Raw genomic sequence first — 16,569 nt, 5'->3', positions numbered from 1 at the left:
CGTGGCACTCATCGCGATGGTGTCGGCCAAGGGCTCACCCGGCGTCACCACCACAGCGGTCGCCTGCACGCTGACCTGGGGCGGACGTACGGTGCTGGCCGAATGCGACCCATCCGGCGGCAGCATCCTGAGCGGGTACCTCTCGAGTCTGGAGATCCCGCCGATCGGCCTGCTGCCGCTGGCGGCGGCCGCGCTGCGCGACCAGCTCGCCGACGCCTTTGCTCACCAACTGGTCGACCTCGACGCCAAGCATCGCGGTAGGCGGCTCCTGCTGCCCGGCATCAACGACCCGGTGCAGGCGGGGACGATCCGCCCGACCTGGGAGCCGCTGGCGGTGTTTCTCAGCGAGCTGGAGCGCGGCGACGACGGCTACGACGTCGTCGCCGACTGCGGCCGCCTGACCACCAACGCGCCGCCCTGGCCGCTGCTCTTCCGCGCCGACCTGGTGCTCCTCGTCGTACGAGCGGCAACTCTGCGCACCATCGCCCCGGCTGCAGCCGCGGCCGAACTGCTCCGTCGGGAGCTCACGCAGTACGGGCGAGGGGATGGCGCACTCGCCCTGGCTCTGATCGGTGACGGCCCCTACCGCCGGCGGGACATCGAACAGCGGCTGCAGCTTCCGACCTTGATGGAGCTGCCCGACGACCGACGTACCGCGGAGGTGCTCAGCGACGGTGGCGGCCGGCTTCGAGGAGGCCAACATCTGCTGCGGGCCGCCGCAGGTGCCGAACCTGCCGTACGGGAGGCGATCACACGCCGGCGGGCGCATCTCGCTACGACATCGTCGACCGGGAGCAGCCATGTCCGATAAGCGCGGGTACAGCGGTCCGACCCGGCCGGCGGCGGTTGACCGGATCGCCACGAACGGCCACCGCTGGCCGACCAACGGCACCCCGGACGCCTCCGCGCCGGATCTTGGACCGCCAGCCCCCGCTGATCGACCGCCGGTCAGCATCGACTACGCGGCAGTTCGGCTGCTGCGCGCCCGGGTCAGCGCCGAGCTGACGGCCGCTCTTCGAGAGACGCCGAACGTGTCCACCGATCATCGACAGGCGGAGGCGGAACGCATCGCCGCGCGGCTGGTACGCGATCACGTCGACACTCTGCACCAGGCGGGACAGCCGATATCGCAGGCGGAAGAGGATGCCCTGCTCGATGCCGTCGCCGCCGACATGTTCGGCCTGGGGCGCCTGCAACAGCTGCTGGATCGACCGGACATCGTCAACATCCACATCCTCGGCTGCGACAACGTACGGATCGAGCACACCGACGGGCGGATCACCACAGGCGATCCCGTCGCCGACAGCGACAAGGAACTGGCCGACATGTTCCAGGTCCTCGCGATGCGCGCCGGGGCGACCGAACGCTCGCTGTCGTCGACGAAGCCGTGGTTGGACATGCAGCTGCCGGACGGAAGCCGCCTCACCGTACTCATGCAGGTGTCGGTGCGGCCCTACGCCGCCATCCGCCGGCACACCCTCATGGACGTCAGCCTGGAGGACCTCCGCGACCGGTACGGCGCCCTGGACGAACTGATCTGCCAGTTCCTGAAGGCCGCCATGGCAGCCGGTCTCAACATCATGGTCGCCGGCCTCGCCGATGCCGGGAAGACCACCCTACTGCGCGGACTGGCTCGGGAGATCCCTGCCGGGGAGCAGTTCGTCACGCTGGAGGAGTCGCGCGAGCTCGGCCTGCACACCACCGGCCGGCATCGCTGGGCGATGAGCCTCGAATCCCGGGAAGGCCACGGATCCCGCGGCGTCGATGGCCGACCTGCCGGTGAGGTCACGATCATGGACATGATCCCGCTGACCCTCCGGATGTCGGTCCAGCGGATCATCGTCGGCGAGGTCCGGTCCCGAGAGATCGTGCCGATGCTGCAGGCCATGGCCACCAGCAAGGGTTCGCTCTGCACCATCCACGCTCGCGATCCCCGAGCCGTCATGGACCGGGTCGTCGAGCTCGCCCTGCAGCACGGGCCCGAGATGACCGCCGAGCTGGCGCGGCGGATGGCCGCCGGCGCCATCGACCTCATCGTGTACGTGAGCGTCGAGGACGAGACCAAGCTCGGCGGACGCAAGCACCGCTACGTCTCTGAGATCGTCGAGGTGGGCGGGATGAGCGGGGACCAGCTCGTCACCACGCAGATCTTCGGGCCGGGGCCGGACGGACGGGCCGTGCCGCGCCACCTCCCCGAACGGCTGCTCGACTCCCTCCTGCGGGTCGGCTACGACCCCCGTCAGCTCACCGGCTACATCCAGCAGGGCGAGCACAACCGCGGTGCCTGGACCACCCGCCTCGACACGCTGGGGAGGCGGCCGTGAGCCTGCTCGATCTCGCCGCTGTGCTGGCAGGTCTGCTCGCCGTCTCCGGGGCGGTTGTCGGTGTGGTCGGCGTCGTAGGAACCACCCGGCCGCCCCGTCCGCCGTCGGCTCTTCAGCAGCGGGCCCGCCGCTGGTGGGTCGGACCGGGGCGGACGCGGCGCGAGCAACGCAACCACCAGGTCAAGACGGTTGCCGCAGTCGTTGCCGGCGCACTGACCTGGCTCCTGACCGGCTGGCCCGCCGCCGGCGCCATCATCGGCATCGCCGTCCCCGGCATACCCTGGCTCTTCGCCGCCGGCCGCGCCGAGAAGCAGGCGATCGCCCGGCTGGAGGCGGTGGAAGCCTGGACCCGCCGGTTGGCGGACATCGTCGCCCGAGGGATCGGCCTGCAGCAGGCGGTCGTGGCGACCGCCGCGACGGCACCGCAACTCGTCGAGCAGGAGATCCGTGATCTGGCGGCGCGGCTACAGGCCGGCGGCGACCCGATCGTCGCACTGCAGCAGCTGGCCGACGACCTCGACGACTACACCGCCGATCAGGTCATCGCTCCGCTCATGCTCCACGTCACCGACCGGGGTGAGGGTCTGCACGAGGTGCTGACCGGCATCAGCCGATCCATCGCCGCTGAGATCGAGATGCGCTCGACGATCGACGCCAAGCGCGAAGGCTCCCGCTTCGCGGTCCGGTTCCTGACCGGCATGACCATCCTGCTCCTGGCGTACGGAATGCTCAACCCGCACTACCTGCAGCCCTACGGCAGCGCGTTGGGGCAACTTGTCCTGGTCTTCCTCGCCGGCCTGTACGTCGCGCTCATGACCTCGGTACGCCGACTCAGCCTCCCGCCCAGGCGGGAACGCCTGTTGCCGCCGGCGGACACCCAGACGCTGGGGGCAGCGGCATGAACAGCGGTCACCTCACCGCCATGGTCATCGCCGGCGCGATGATGGGCCTCGGGATGTTCTTGCTGGTCGTACAGCTGATTCCCGCGCCGCCAGCACTCGGGCCGGCGCTTCGCCGGCTGCATCCGATGAGCACCCCGAGCAGCACTCTGGCCAGCGTCGGCTGGCTCCGGCGCCGATTCTCGGTGCCGCACGCCGACCTGCGGCTCCTCGACCGCAGCACCGACCAGTACCTCCTCACTCTTGGCCTGTCTGCGCTGTTCTGCTTGCTCCTGCCCGCCCTGATCACCATTGCCGTCGCGGTCCTGGCCCTGCCGATACCCGTGTTCATCCCCGCCGGCGGGACGCTCGCCGCCGCGCTTGCCGGTGCGGTGCTGGCCCACCGGGAGCTCGTCGTCAAGGCCAACACCGCCCGCGCGGAATTCACCCGTGGCATGTGCACCTACCTCGACCTCGCGGCCCACCAGGTCCTCGGTGGCCACGGCCCGGTCGAATCGCTGGACCGCGCGGCCAGCGTCTGCCACGGCTGGGTCTTCGCTCGAATCCGGGACGCCCTGCTCAGCGCGCAGCTCCAGCTGCGGCCGCCGTGGGACGAGCTGAAGGTCCTCGCCCGGGACATCGAGGTCGTCGAGCTGGGCGACTTGGCGGACATCATGCGCACCGCCGGCAACGAGGGCGCCGACGTCCACCACACGCTCCGCGCTCGCGCCGACTCGATGCGGGATCGGATCCGCACCGAGGCCCTCGCCCAAGCCGAGCTGCGTACCAACAAGCTCGACATCCCCGCCGCGGCGCTGATCCTCGTCCTTCTCGTCCTCATCGGCTACCCGTTCATGGCCCGCTTGTTCGTCCACTGACGCGGCACAACCTTATTCACGGAGGGAACCGCCATGCACCCCATCCACGCTCTTGTCGCCTACCTCGCAGCCCGCTGGCAGGACATGACCGATCCGGCCGAGGCCGACCGGGGCGACAGCCCTGTCGGCACCGCCGTCATCACCGCCATCCTCGTCGCCGGCGCCGTGGTCGTCGCCGGAGCGATCGTCGCCGTTGCCAACGGTTGGGTCGCGCTCATCCCCACCCAGCCGTGAGGAAGAAGCCGACCGTCGTCCGCCCGCGCCCAACCCGGCGCGGGCGGGCCGACCCCTTTCTGCGCGACCGTGGCAGCTCACCGGTGGAGTTCGCCGTCATCGCGCTGCCGATGCTCCTGCTGACCTTCGCCGTCGTGCAGACCGGCTTGGTCTTCTTCGCCCAGTCCATCGCACTGGCTGCCGCCACCCAGGGTGTCAACGGCGCCCGTGGCTACCAGTCCACCGTCGCCGCCGGCGAGACCCGAGCCGAAGGCTTCCTGTCCACGGCTGGGGTCGGGCTGGACGACCGGCAGGTCGTCGTCACGCGTACGGGAACGGAGGTGCGCGCCACCGTCACCGGCCAGGCCGTCACCGTGCTCCCCGGATTCAGCTGGACGATCAGCAAATCCGCGCACGGCCCGGTAGAACGGCCGACCACGCCATGAGGACGCGGTGGGTCCGCGGTCAACGCGGATCGGCATCCATCGAGATGGCCGTGGTCGCGCCGGCGATCCTGGCGCTGTTCGCCGGCGCCGTCATCGGTGGCCGGGTCAACCTCGCCCGTCAGGCGCTGGAAGCGGCCGCCTACGACGCCGCCCGCACCGCCTCCTTGGCACGTACCCCGGGGGAGGCGAGGACTCAGGCACGGGAGGCCGCCAACACCACCCTTGATGCCCAGGGGCTGAGCTGCACCAACCTCGACATCACGGTCTCCACCGCAGGTTTCGACGTCCCCGTTGGGCAACCCGCCACCGTCACCGCCACGCTCAACTGCACCGCCACCTTCTCCGACGTCGCGCTACCCGGCATGCCCGGCACCGTGCCGATCCGAGCATCCTTCACCAGCCCCTTGGACACATACCGGGGAAGATCATGAGAGCGGCCATCCGCCGAATGGGCGACGACGACGGCCGGGTCACGATCTGGTTCGCCGTTCTCGCACCCGCCTTCCTCGCCCTGATCGGCCTCGTTGTCGACGGTGGCGCCAAGGTGCGCGCCTACCAGCGCGCGGACAACATCGCCACCGAGGCAGCCCGCGCCGGCGGACAGGCGATCAAGGCCGGACAGGCCATCGACGGCGGCGCCAAGGAGGTCGACGCCTCGCTCGCCGCCTCCGCGGTGCAGGCGTACCTCGACAATCTCGACGGGGTCACCGGCGCCGTCACTGTCAACGACGCCCAACAGCTCACGGTCACCGTCACCGTCACCTACAACCCGATCCTGCTCGATTTGTTCGCCGGAGGCGGAGGCACGACGGTGACCGGCCGAGCGACCGCGAACCTGATCGCTCAGTAGCAGCTCGCAAAGGAGCATCCGTGGCACGCACTGCACCCACCGCCGGTCGCGGCCAACAGGCACTGACCGGAGTCGGCGCTCTTGCCCTGATCGCGGTGATCGTCGCCCTTCCACCCGTGCTGCTCTGGGCTGCCGGCAACCCCCTCGCCGACCTCGGCGGCTGGTTCGCCACCCTCACCCACGATCCGGGCACCGCCGCCAGCCAGGTCTGGCAGGCACTCAGTACCCGTGACGACGGAGACCTGTTCCTGCAGACCCTGGCGCTGGTCGGCTGGGTGGCCGCCGTTCTGGCCGCGTGGACGTGGGCCACCTTCCTCGTCGCCGTCATAGCGGAGACCGCTGCTCAGGTGCAGGGTCGCCGGAAGGGACGCGCGCCACATCGCACGGCTCCCCGGCATGCGTCTCCAACAGCGGGCCGCCGCCGCGTTGGTCGCCGCCATCATCGGTGCGTTCGCTGCGCCGGTCCTGGCCTCGGCAGCCGTGCCCACCGCTGTCGCTCAGCCCGTCGCGGTCGGAGCGAACCAGGCGCCCTCCGAGAGGGCCATCTCGCCGGATACCGCCACGACCGCCGTAGCAGCGGATGGCTACCTGGAGCACTCCGTGGAGCGCGGAGAGAGCCTGCTCGCCGTCGCCGAGCGGTACCACGTCTCGTGGCAACGCCTGGCCGAGGCGAATCACGGGTTGCCGCAACCAGACGGCCGCAGCCTCCGGCCGGGAAACACCCGGATCTACGGCGGGTGGACCCTGCGGATCCCGATTGCCATCGCCCGGACTGCCACCACTACGTCGATGTTGGCCTCACCCGCCGCGACGGCTGACCCCCTGGCCTACTCGGTGGCGCGTGGCGACTGGTTGTCGGGCGTCGCTCAGCGCTTTCTCGGTGACGCCGACCGCTACGTCGACATCGTCGCGCTCAACCCGCAGCTCGAGCGGCGTGACGCTCGCTTCCCCGACCACATCGAGCCTGGATGGCGGATTCTCCTGCCCAGGGATGCGCGCGATCGCGGCCCGATCGAGCGAGCTCAAGGCCGGGTCGTGGATGGCGGTCGAGCGCAGGCGACCCCTCCAGAAGCTGGCGGCCCGTCGGCCGATCCCCGTCAGCAGGCCGGTGACGACATCCCCGGCCGTGCGGATACCGACGGTCCCGGGCAGGGTGATGCGAGCCCAGCGCCCACCGTCGCTCCCACAAGCCCACCGACTGCTACGCCTACGCCCTCTGCCTCGGTCAGCTCGCCTGCTGACGAACGAACGGCTACGGCAGGCCCCAGCGACGAGACCGGGGCCGAAGCAGACCAGGAACGCCCGCAGTCAGCTGAGGAGAGCGACGACAACGAGGACATTGTCCTGGGAGCACTCGCGGGCGCCGGTCTACTCTCCGCGCTGCTGCTCGCCGCTGGGGTACGTCAACGGAACCGCCAGCGCCAGCACCGCCGACCCGGTCGACGCCTACCGCACCCCCGCAAGGGAGCGACGGAGCGGGTGCTGCGGGTCGCCGAACAACCCGCCGATGTCGACCGGCTCGATCTCGCCCTGCGCAGCCTCGCCGCGGCGCTTGCCGAACGGGAACAGCCCCTGCCGGACATCGCCGCCGCGTGGATCGTCGACCAGAGCGTCACCGTTGTCCTCACCACGCCGGCACCTCAGCCGCCCGCCCCGTGGATCGACGACGGCAGCCGCTGGACCCTGCCCGGAGATGCCATCGTGCCGGCCGTCACCGAGCAGCTCGCGCCGCTACCCGCACTCGTCGCCGTCGGGTCCCAGCCGGGCCGGCACCTCCTTCTCGACCTCGAACGACTGGGCAGCCTCACCATCGCGGGCGACAGCGAGCGCACCTTGGCACTGCTCCGATACATCGCCTGCGAGCTGGCGTGCAATGCGTGGTCCGACGAGGTCGAGATCGTGGTCACCGGCTTCCCGGCGCACGAGACCGACCTGCTGATCGCACTCAACCCAGACCGGGTGCGGTCAGCCTCGTCCATCAGCGAAGCCGTCGCCCGCCTCCGGCGGCGGGCCGCCGCCGTCACCACCGCACTCCACGCTTCCGGAGCGGCGGACGCCCTCGCGGGGCGCATCCTCGACAACGGCGAGGCCTGGGCACCTCAGGTGCTGCTCGTCGCCGACCCGGACATCGACGACGTCGATCTCCTGGACGAGCTGGGCAAAGAGCTACGGGAGGCCGGCCGGTGCGCTGTCGCTCTTGCCAGCACCACCCGGGTCCACGCGGCGACCGGTCCGAACACCGCCGTCATCGACGAGGACGGGACGCTGCATCTCGCCCTGCCCTTCCTCCTCGTCGAGGGAGCGGCGGCGGGCTTACCCGTACGCGAGCTCGAGCCCCTTGTCGAGATCATGGCGCAGGCCCGAAACGCCAGCGACGAGCCGACGCCGCCCGCGACCGAACTGGAGGACTGGGCAGAGGGCACCGACGCAGCAGGCTCCGTGCTTGAGCTCCTCACCGCGACCGATGTTGCCGAGCCCGCGATGTCGCAGGTGCCCGAGAACGGCATACGGGACTTCCCGGATCCACCGGCGCCCGCGGACCCGATCGTCGCTGTGCCGCGAATCGACACCGGCCAGACACTGCCCGTCGGGCCCCGGCGGGAGGTCAGCGCCGCGATCCGGCAGCGCCGCCGCCAGTCCGATCCCGAGCTTGATTCGGACCTACGGGCCTGGCGGGAGCAGGACACCGCTCGTCCCCGGATCGGCGTGCTCGGCGCGGTGAGCGTCGAGGCGCCAGGCCCGGCACCTGCCCAGCGCCGTCGCTTCCACGCGGAGCTCATCGTCTACCTCGCCCAACGCGGCGCTCGCGGAGCCTCCGCCGAGCAACTGACCGACGCACTGTGGCCGGAGCAGCAGGTCAAGGACGCCAGCCGCCGGGTTGCCATCACGCGGGCCCGTCGCTGGCTGGGGGAGGGGCAGGACGGCTCCGCCTGGTTGCCGGAGATGGGATCCGATCGGCTGTACCGGCTCGCGCCGGGCTACCTGCTGGACTGGCATCTGTTCCGTCGGCTGCGGAGTCGCGGGCAGAGCCGCGGCCCGGCCGGGGTCAAGGATCTACGCGCCGCGCTGGAGTTCGTTCGGGGCGCACCCCTCGACGGAGCCGACCGGGCGTACGCCGTCGGCACCCGCAACCCCTTCACCTGGCTGCCCGAATCCGACATCTATCCCGGGCACATCACGTCCGCAGTCGTCGACACCGCCCACGACCTCGCGGAGCTGTACCTCGAGGCGGGGGACATCGCCGGAGCTCGGTGGGCCGTACAGCAGGCGTGGCTGGCCGACCCCGACCGCGCCGATGACGGGCCCTGGCGCGACATCATGCGGGCTGCTCACGCCGAGGGACACGCTGCGGAACTACGTAACCTGCTGGGGGAGCTGATGCGTGCCCGGGAGGCCGAGGTGCCCGAAGACCTGGCGCCGACAACGTACGCCCTGCTGCGGGAGCTTCTTCCCGATCTGCTCGCCGCCAGTACCGCGAGCGGAACGGGGTGAGGAGCCGCAGTTCGATGATCTTCGGCCGCAGGTATGAAGGACCGGAACCACTACTTGGCCAGCACGACGACCGATTCAGAACGGGTGGACTACGTTGCAGACTTCGAACCGAGGTGCCGTCATGAAGTACGTCGACGCGGCCAGGGAGATCAGCAGTCGCCTCCGCGCCGAACCCGACGATCTCGCTGTGGCCGGGGCAATGCATCTGGCCTGTGAAGTCTGGAAACAGCTGGCCGGCAATGACCTGGTCTGGGACCGCTTCGGATTGGAACTCCTGGACGTTCGAGCCCGGCTCTATGCGGATCACCAAGACGTCATCGTCGACGCTGAGGCCCCGGTACGCGACGACGCAGAGACCCGGCTGGCCGTGACGGACATGCTGGAGCAGCTCGCCCGCTACCACGAGCGGTGCGCCGTCGATGAGCGCTTCGATCTGGCTGGCCGACTCAGTCACGACGCCGGCGCCCAGCAGCTACGCCGAGCGGCGGCGGCTCTGGGATGAGCTTCGGCCAGTGGCACAGCGAGGCGTTGGAGGCGTTGAGTACCGCGAGTGCGGCGATCGGGCGGGATCGGCCAAGGACCGCAGCAGACGTCAACGCCACTGTCACGGCCCGGTCGGCGCTCTTCACCCAACTGGCCCGCGTGACCGAGCTCCTCGTCGGCGGCCGGCCCGCCGCAGAGGTGCCGGATCGAGCGGGAGCGGCGGCAATCCTGGCGAGGCGTGGGCAGGTGCTCACGCAGTTCTACGTCGGGCTCCGAGCGGCCGCGATCGTCGATCGGCGGTTTCCGCCCGCCTCCATAGCCGTCAGCACGGAGCCGGCTCGCTCGTTGCGGCGGGCTGCGGATGCTGTCGGCGTGATGGGAGACATCCTCGCCAGTCATGTTCCCCCAGGCCGAGGGCCGTGCACACCCGAGGGCCTCGCCATCCGGGCCGGCGGCGGCGTCCAGTCCGGCCTGGCCAAGATCGCCAGGCTGACCGTCCATGCGGCCACGATTGATATCGCGCTGCCCGGATGGCTCGATCATGGGCAAGGGCACTTGGCGGGAGATCTACCGGCCAGTGGTGGAGACCCCAAGATGGACTGCCGGCAGCCGACTGAGCGCGGTCGCCCGGGACCTCATCGCGGCGGGGCGTGGACAACCCCCGCTGGACGAGCTCAACGTCGCGCGATTTCCGCTGAATCCCGCACCACTGGTCAGCAGCGTAGAGGCGGCGATCACGGCCATCGCCGCCGCGAGAACATGGATGTGGCACAACCCGGCGCAGCTCACCGGCGCCCACCTGCAGCTCGGCACTCAACTTGGACTGGCCGTGCACGTCCTGACGAGCGCCGGCGACCCGCAGATGGTCGGCGGTTGGCGGCAGGCGGCCATCGCAGCCGGGGAGATCCGTGCCACCCCGCCCGTCGGTCCAGCTCGGGACGCTGCGGCAGAACTGGCGGAGGTCTTGCGCTGGCTGCGGCCACAGGCGTCCGCTGGCTGCAGCGATTCAGCGGTCCCGCCCGACCAGCGGATCGCACGCCTCAACGCAGAGCTCCCGTTCATGGCCGCCACGCTCCACAAGGGGCTGGCCGCCGCTCTACAGCGACGCGAGCTGTTCGTCCGGGCAGAATCGTCTCTGACCGGTCAGGCCGGATCGCTCGTCTTCCGCACCACCGAGCGATGGCGACCAGCCGTCAGCGATGACGACGTGGTTCAAGACCTCACGCGGGCGCTCCTGCCGCGGCAGGAGGCGAACGACGACGGAGGTCAGCGAGGCGCTGCGGCACGGGCCTTTCCCCGCCCCCCGCGACCGAGGCCTTCGATGCCTCAGCAGTCGTTGGCCGTGACAGTCGATCCCACGGCAGTGCGCGATCGGTATCGCTCACGATGACGCCCGGCAGCTAGCTGGACGCCGTCCTGGCTATGACGGACGAGATGGGCTCCACCGGAACGGCCATTACTGGCCCACCACGGGCCGGTCTCGCCGAGAGGCAGGTAACGGTGCGTAGAGCCAGGGCTGCTGGTGTTGCCGTGCGACAGTGCGCGGATCTGCCAATGAGCGGCTTGGGTGTGTGGGGCGCGCTGGAAGGTCCAGTCGTTCGGGTGGCGTTTGTCTGGCCGGCGTCAGATTCGCCGTGCGCGAGGTGCGTAAACGGCTCGTGGTGGGCGTCGACCTGGCCGAGCGGCTTTGCCCTCGACGGCGTGCACGGCGCCGGTGCCGGCGACCCACATCCGGCGCCGCCCAGATGCTCGTAGGTTAGTTAGACTTCCTGAGCCGACGAAGGAGGCACATGCCGCTGGACGAGGGTACGACCCTCCTACGAGGACGCTACGAGCTAGGAACCCGCAGGTCAGCCGCCGGGGACGCTGAGGCGTGGACCGCCTACGACGAGGACGGCCTGCAATACCTTGCCCGCACGTGGGCCTACGACGGCGACGAGCCCGACCCCGTCCAGCGGGCACTCTGGGATGCCGAGTTGCGCACTCTCTACAAGGTCGGCAGCAGCCCTGGCGCCGACGACACCCTGGCCGTTCTCAAGGACGCCGGTCTCGACCGCGACGCGAAGTCCTTCGTCATGGTCCTGCAGGCGACCGGCTACGACAGCGTCGCGGACGCCCTCGCTGCTCGGGCCGAGCACGGCTGGCTCTCCTCCCGCGACCCCGCCGACCGGCGGGAGCTTTGGCGAGCCGCCAGCCGCGTCGCCGCCGGCCTAGCCGTGCTGCACTCCCAGGACGTCCTGCACCGCGACGTCGGTGCGGCAGCCCTGCTGTACCTGCCCGACGAGCCCACCGAGTCCATCCGGCTCGGCGGCTTCGAGTGGTCGGTCCGGCTCGGCCGCCCGCTGGACGCCGACCCGCCCGTCAGTTGGTCCTCGCCGCCCGAGCGGCTCGCCGGCGACACCGCGGCCTGGCGCCCCGACGACGACTGGTTTGGCTTCGGCATGTTGTGCGCGCGCCTGGTGCTCAACCTCGAGCGGTACGCGAACAACGCTCCGGCCGAGCGGTACGCCCGTGTGGTCAAAGCCATCGAGGCCGCCACGACCACGCTCACCGAGCCCGAACGGGCACTGCTTCTCCGCCTGATCGACCCGATCCCGCTCGAGCGGATGACCCGCCCGCACGACGTCCAGCTCTCCATTCGTGGGATCGTTGCGCTGCTTGCGGCCCCACCGGCAGCCCGCGCGGACGACCGGCCTTTTACGCTCATCGTCGACCCAAAGCAGGCCCGGCTCTACGACTACCTGCTCGAGCGAGGGCTACGGGAGCACCTCGGCCTAGACGACGGCCAGCCGTACGACCCGCGTGACGTCGCCCAAACCGACGGCTTAGCGGTGTTTCTGCGCCGTGACCTTGACGGCGGATCCCTGTACGCCGTGCCGAAACAGGAAACAGTTCTACTAGTCGGCCGGCGCACCGTGGTCCGGCTCCGCAAATACTCCGACCGCGGTGAGGCGCCCACGTGGCAGATCGCGTTCTGTCTAGGCCCAGCCCAGCTCACGAACAGTGAGGGAGGGTCGGCCCGCGTGCGACTGCCGGCTGGCCGCCTCGCGGTCCGGTCGACAAGGTCTGCCCACAACGACCGCGGCCTGGCTCTGGCGTCCGCGACATGGGATACGGTGCTGCCCCGCATCGACCGCGGCGCCGAGATGGCGCGCGACCTCGCCCAATTCCACCAGTTCGTCCGCGCCACTCACCAGATCGAGCTGCTCATGCTCGACGCGACGATCTTCCCCATCGAGCTGGTCGCCGGGCCGGACCCCACCGACGACCCCGGCTTCGAGGTAATCACCGTTCGTGAGCGGCTACGCCCTGAGAACAGGCAGGTCCTCGCGTTCCTGCACAACGACGACCTCGCCGGTTTCCTGCAGCGCGAACTCGAGGCCGGCAAGCCTGACAGCGGCAGCGTCATCCTGTCCGGCGAGCATGGGGACGCCCTGGCACTACCCGCGGGCGGTAAAGACAACCAGTGGCGCGTCCACGCCGTGGACGACGCCGCGCGGACCGCGACACTCAGGCGCCCGACTTTCGACCTCGACCGTCCGCCGCCGCCCGACTGCGGATACCTGCGCGGCGCGGGCATGCCCGGTCAACTCAAGCTCATCCGACGCCGCAAGCAGGCCATCGACGCCCTCGACCGCCACAGCTATCTGCTGCGCAGCCTGGCCGCGCCCGGCCAGGTGTACATCGACACCGGCGCGGCCGACCTGCCTGTCCGGCTCGCTCCAGAGACTGTCGACGAAGCCAAACGCCGCGCGATCGAGGACATCCTGCGGGTCCGGCCCATCTACGCCCTGCAGGGCCCGCCCGGTACTGGGAAGACCACGCTGGTCGCCTGGCTTCTGCGCGAGATCCTCCACGACGACCCGGTCGCGCAGGTCCTGGTCACGGCCCAGGCACATGGCGCCGTCGACGTCCTCCGGGCACGGGTAACCGAGGCATTCGAGGGCGTCGCATCCGAGCGCAGGCCCCTCGCGGTCCGGCTCGGATCCCGCAGGGACGACGACACCGCCCAAGACACCGTCGAGGACGTCGCCCTACAGGTCCTGCGCGACAGCAGCAGTAGCCTCGCTAACCTGTCTGACCGCACGCCCGCCCAGCAGGGTTGGCTCGACCACGCCACGGCGATGGCCGACGAGCTGGCCAGCCACGAGGCACGAGGGACCGGCGCCGCAGACTTCGTCGAACTGGTCAAGCGCGGCGCGAACCTAACCTACTGCACGACCAGCGCCGGCGAGCTTGAGGCCATTGCCGGCGACCAGTCCTTCGACTGGTCCATTGTCGAGGAAGCCGGGAAGGCGCACGGCTTCGATCTCGCATTGCCCCTGCAGGCCGGCCACCGGTGGCTGCTGATCGGCGACCATAACCAGCTCCCGCCGTATCGGTACGAGGACTACCTGCGCGGCGTCGACGCCCTCGATGCGGTTGTTGAGGCACTGCAAGCGCTGCCCGATACCGGGCCTGGCGTCCTGGACTGGGAGTGGGTCTCGTCGTGGAAGGACAAGACCACCGAAGAACGCGCCGCCTTCCAGGGCTACGCCAAGGACTGGCTCAAGACCTTCAAGCGCACGTTCGAGCACTGCCAGGTCGCCGTCGGCCAAGGCGACGCCGGGCAGCGCTTGACCGACGACTCGGCGGGCGGCGCCGCCGCGGGCGTGCTCATCGAGCAGCACCGCATGCACCCCGACATCGGCGAGTTGATCTCGCGCGCGTACTACGGCGATCGGCTCGTAAACAGGACTGTCCATGAAGGTAGGCCCTTTGCCCGCGTGTTGCACGGCTTCACCGAGCCACTCGATATCCGCGGGAATGCGATCGTCTGGCTCGACGTCCCGTGGTGCCGCGACGACCCCAGGACCGCCGAGACCGGACCGGCCCAGGGCCGACCGCGCTTCACCAACGACGCCGAGGCCACGGCCCTGTCAAATTTCCTGGCGTCGCTGCGGCGAGAGGCGCCTGGCACCGCGGAGCTCGCCGTCCTGTCGCCGTACAACCAGCAGACGTCTCTGCTGCGACGCCGGATGAGGAAGGCCGCCCTTCCTGAGGGGATCGAGCTCAAGCCCACCCTCAACGCCCGCCCTGGCGCTCCCGGCGGCGCCAGCGGCGTCCACACCGTCGACTCCTTCCAGGGTAACCAAGCCGACGTCATCGCGGTGAGCCTAGTGCGCAACAACCTTCACGACCCGGGACACGGCCTGGGCTTCCTGGACGAAGCGAGCCGACTCAATGTGCTGCTGTCCCGTGCCGAGCGGCTGCTCGTGCTCGTCGGCTCCTGGGACTTCTTCCAGGAGCAGGTCCGCACCGTCGAGCTCGACGACACCGCAAACCCCCTATGGCACCTCAAGCGGATCGTCACCGACCTAAGCGATTGGTTCGCCTCTGGCCGCGCCGTTCGGCTCGGCGCCGACCTTGGTGGCCTTTCATGATCGTCCTGTTGCCAGTGAGCCGGTTTCGCGTCCCATACGACCTCGCCCGCGGCAAGCCGTACAGCCGGCTTGAGCACATGGTGCTCAACGCCGTCGCCGACGGCGGCGCGACCCTGCGGTCGCTGGCCGAGGCTTTCCGCGTGCACGACAGGCTTCTCGTTCAGGCCGTCGTGACGCTCGTCAACGCTGGCTGGGTCGCCGTCCAAGGAGGGCCGCAAGCGTCGTTCGTGCTCACCGGGGCTGGGCACGAGGCCGTCAGCGGGGACCGTGAGCCCGTGTCGGTGATTGTCGAGACCGCCCGTCCCGGCATCGTGGTGATGGAGCGTCACTCCGGCCAGGTCGCCCGGCAATCCGAGGCTCGGTCCTACCGCCGTGACGACCTGACCGAGGTCTGGGACACCGCCCCCAGGATTGGTACGAGGATCGTGCGCGACTCTGTGGACGAAGCACAGGTCCAGAAGCTCCTGCACCGCGAAGCCGGTGAATGGGTGCGCCGTATCGGCCGAATCGAGGAGATCAGCCGCGACGCGCACTGGCTCCCTCTCGACGTTGACATTGACGCCAAGCAGGTGCTCGGCCTGCCGCCGCCCTGGCGCCACGCCCTTACAGCCCCGGCCCTGGCCGCGGCCGCCACAGCGGCCGGCGGTTCCCCCCGCCCGCTTGCAACGCCTCGCAGCGCGGCACGTCCCGCGCGGCGCCGCTTCCTGCGTGTGACGGACGAAGACCGGGTACACCGGCGCGGCACCACCGTGCTGCTCGCCGCCGACGACGTACTGCGCGGCGAGCAGGCGCACGCCTCCGCTCTGGCCCAGGCGCTCCAGTCGGCACGCACCAGCGTCGCTCTGGCCATTCCCCGTCTCGACGGGCCGGATGTGTTCGAGGCATTGGCCGCTGGCTGCTCCGACGCCGTGACGCGGGGCGTCCGCGTGGACCTGCTGGTCGGCTCCACCGCCGGGGACCCTGCCGCCTTGACCGCCGTCGCGAACCGCATCGGTTACGGCGCCGACGCCCGCCGCGGCCGGGAGTTGCTACGGACCCGCGTCACGGGCAGCGGTGCCAGCCTGCTGTTGTGGGACAGAGGGCCCGGACAGCTCGTCGGCGTCGTCACCGGCCACGGGTGGGTCGGCGCGACAGCAGGTAGCCCTCACGCTGCGGGCGTGAAGGTCCTTTCGCCAGCATTATGTGCCGACCTCGCCCGCGCCGTCGCCTCACTGTGGACTGGTCGTAGCGGCGATGATTTCGCGGGCGAGCCGATTAGATGGCGGCATCTTGCCGACGGCGTCGAAGAGGAGGCCGCTCGCTCACAAGACGCCGCCGTGGACGGTACGGCCACCACAGCCGAGCTGCTCGTTGACGAGGAGTGCCTGGCCGAGGACGACGTCCTGGCCGACGACGCCGCCGTCGGCCTGTACGTCCCAGACCCGGCGGGCGGCGATGCCGGGCGCAGAGGCGTCCAGCTGATCGTGCGTGGCCCCGGCGCCCAGCTCGTCCGAGCAGCCCCGGGCGCGCCCGGATAGCGCCCGTCAGCGAGACTCGGACCGCCAGATCCCGGATGGGCACAACCTTTGATGGTCGTCCAACG

At 70.3% G+C, this 16,569-nt stretch carries 13 protein-coding genes; all 13 read left to right on the top strand.

Going from position 1 to position 16,569, the window contains the following annotated elements:
• The first annotated feature begins 1 nt into the window (after position 1).
• The 13 genes from GA0074696_RS20555 (at position 2) to GA0074696_RS20495 (ending at position 16,504) form a co-directional block, all read left to right on the top strand.
• Positions 2 to 811 carry a hypothetical protein gene (locus tag GA0074696_RS20555; protein ID WP_088962607.1) on the top strand — a complete coding sequence of 270 codons (810 nt, stop codon included), beginning with the start codon at positions 2 to 4 and terminating at the stop codon, positions 809 to 811.
• A complete protein-coding gene (locus GA0074696_RS31970) occupies positions 801 to 2,324 on the top strand; it encodes a CpaF family protein (protein ID WP_088962606.1) in 1,524 nt (507 codons plus the stop codon). Before GA0074696_RS20555 ends, GA0074696_RS31970 begins: the two co-directional genes overlap by 11 nt.
• A complete protein-coding gene (locus tag GA0074696_RS20545; RefSeq protein ID WP_088962605.1) occupies positions 2,321 to 3,226 on the top strand; it encodes a type II secretion system F family protein in 906 nt (301 codons plus the stop codon). Before GA0074696_RS31970 ends, GA0074696_RS20545 begins: the two co-directional genes overlap by 4 nt.
• Positions 3,223 to 4,080, top strand: coding sequence for a type II secretion system F family protein (locus GA0074696_RS20540; protein WP_088962604.1), 858 nt, complete (start codon positions 3,223 to 3,225; stop codon positions 4,078 to 4,080). The genes GA0074696_RS20545 and GA0074696_RS20540 overlap by 4 nt, the downstream gene beginning before the upstream one ends.
• Positions 4,081 to 4,113: 33 nt before the next feature.
• Positions 4,114 to 4,314 carry a hypothetical protein gene (locus GA0074696_RS30910; protein WP_157746064.1) on the top strand — a complete coding sequence of 67 codons (201 nt, stop codon included), beginning with the start codon at positions 4,114 to 4,116 and terminating at the stop codon, positions 4,312 to 4,314.
• Positions 4,311 to 4,739 (top strand): TadE family protein, encoded by a 429-nt coding sequence (locus tag GA0074696_RS20535; protein WP_157746063.1) that lies wholly within the window; start codon positions 4,311 to 4,313, stop codon positions 4,737 to 4,739. The genes GA0074696_RS30910 and GA0074696_RS20535 overlap by 4 nt, the downstream gene beginning before the upstream one ends.
• A complete protein-coding gene (locus tag GA0074696_RS20530) occupies positions 4,736 to 5,170 on the top strand; it encodes a TadE family protein (RefSeq protein WP_088962602.1) in 435 nt (144 codons plus the stop codon). Before GA0074696_RS20535 ends, GA0074696_RS20530 begins: the two co-directional genes overlap by 4 nt.
• On the top strand, positions 5,167 to 5,589 hold the full coding sequence (locus GA0074696_RS20525; protein WP_088962601.1) for a TadE/TadG family type IV pilus assembly protein: 423 nt from the start codon (positions 5,167 to 5,169) through the stop codon (positions 5,587 to 5,589). The genes GA0074696_RS20530 and GA0074696_RS20525 overlap by 4 nt, the downstream gene beginning before the upstream one ends.
• A 396-nt stretch (positions 5,590 to 5,985) precedes the next feature.
• The gene (locus GA0074696_RS20515) at positions 5,986 to 9,081 is read left to right on the top strand and encodes a LysM peptidoglycan-binding domain-containing protein (protein ID WP_088962599.1); all 3,096 of its coding nucleotides are present in this window, start codon (positions 5,986 to 5,988) and stop codon (positions 9,079 to 9,081) included.
• 121 nt (positions 9,082 to 9,202) lie between these two features.
• Positions 9,203 to 9,583 carry a hypothetical protein gene (locus GA0074696_RS20510; protein ID WP_088962598.1) on the top strand — a complete coding sequence of 127 codons (381 nt, stop codon included), beginning with the start codon at positions 9,203 to 9,205 and terminating at the stop codon, positions 9,581 to 9,583.
• A 480-nt stretch (positions 9,584 to 10,063) separates the two neighbouring features.
• Positions 10,064 to 10,954, top strand: a complete 891-nt coding sequence (locus tag GA0074696_RS20505) for a hypothetical protein (RefSeq protein ID WP_157746062.1) — start codon at positions 10,064 to 10,066, stop codon at positions 10,952 to 10,954.
• 400 nt (positions 10,955 to 11,354) lie between these two features.
• Positions 11,355 to 14,987 (top strand): AAA domain-containing protein, encoded by a 3,633-nt coding sequence (locus GA0074696_RS20500; RefSeq protein WP_088962596.1) that lies wholly within the window; start codon positions 11,355 to 11,357, stop codon positions 14,985 to 14,987.
• A complete protein-coding gene (locus GA0074696_RS20495; RefSeq protein WP_088962595.1) occupies positions 14,984 to 16,504 on the top strand; it encodes a phospholipase D-like domain-containing protein in 1,521 nt (506 codons plus the stop codon). The genes GA0074696_RS20500 and GA0074696_RS20495 overlap by 4 nt, the downstream gene beginning before the upstream one ends.
• The last annotated feature ends 65 nt before the right edge of the window (positions 16,505 to 16,569 follow it).

The organism is Micromonospora purpureochromogenes (genome assembly GCF_900091515.1).
In the GTDB taxonomy this organism is placed as follows: Bacteria; Actinomycetota; Actinomycetes; order Mycobacteriales; family Micromonosporaceae; genus Micromonospora; species Micromonospora purpureochromogenes.
The sequence above is the reverse complement of the archived record's forward strand: the minus strand, read 5'-3'. Positions and strand labels throughout refer to the sequence as shown.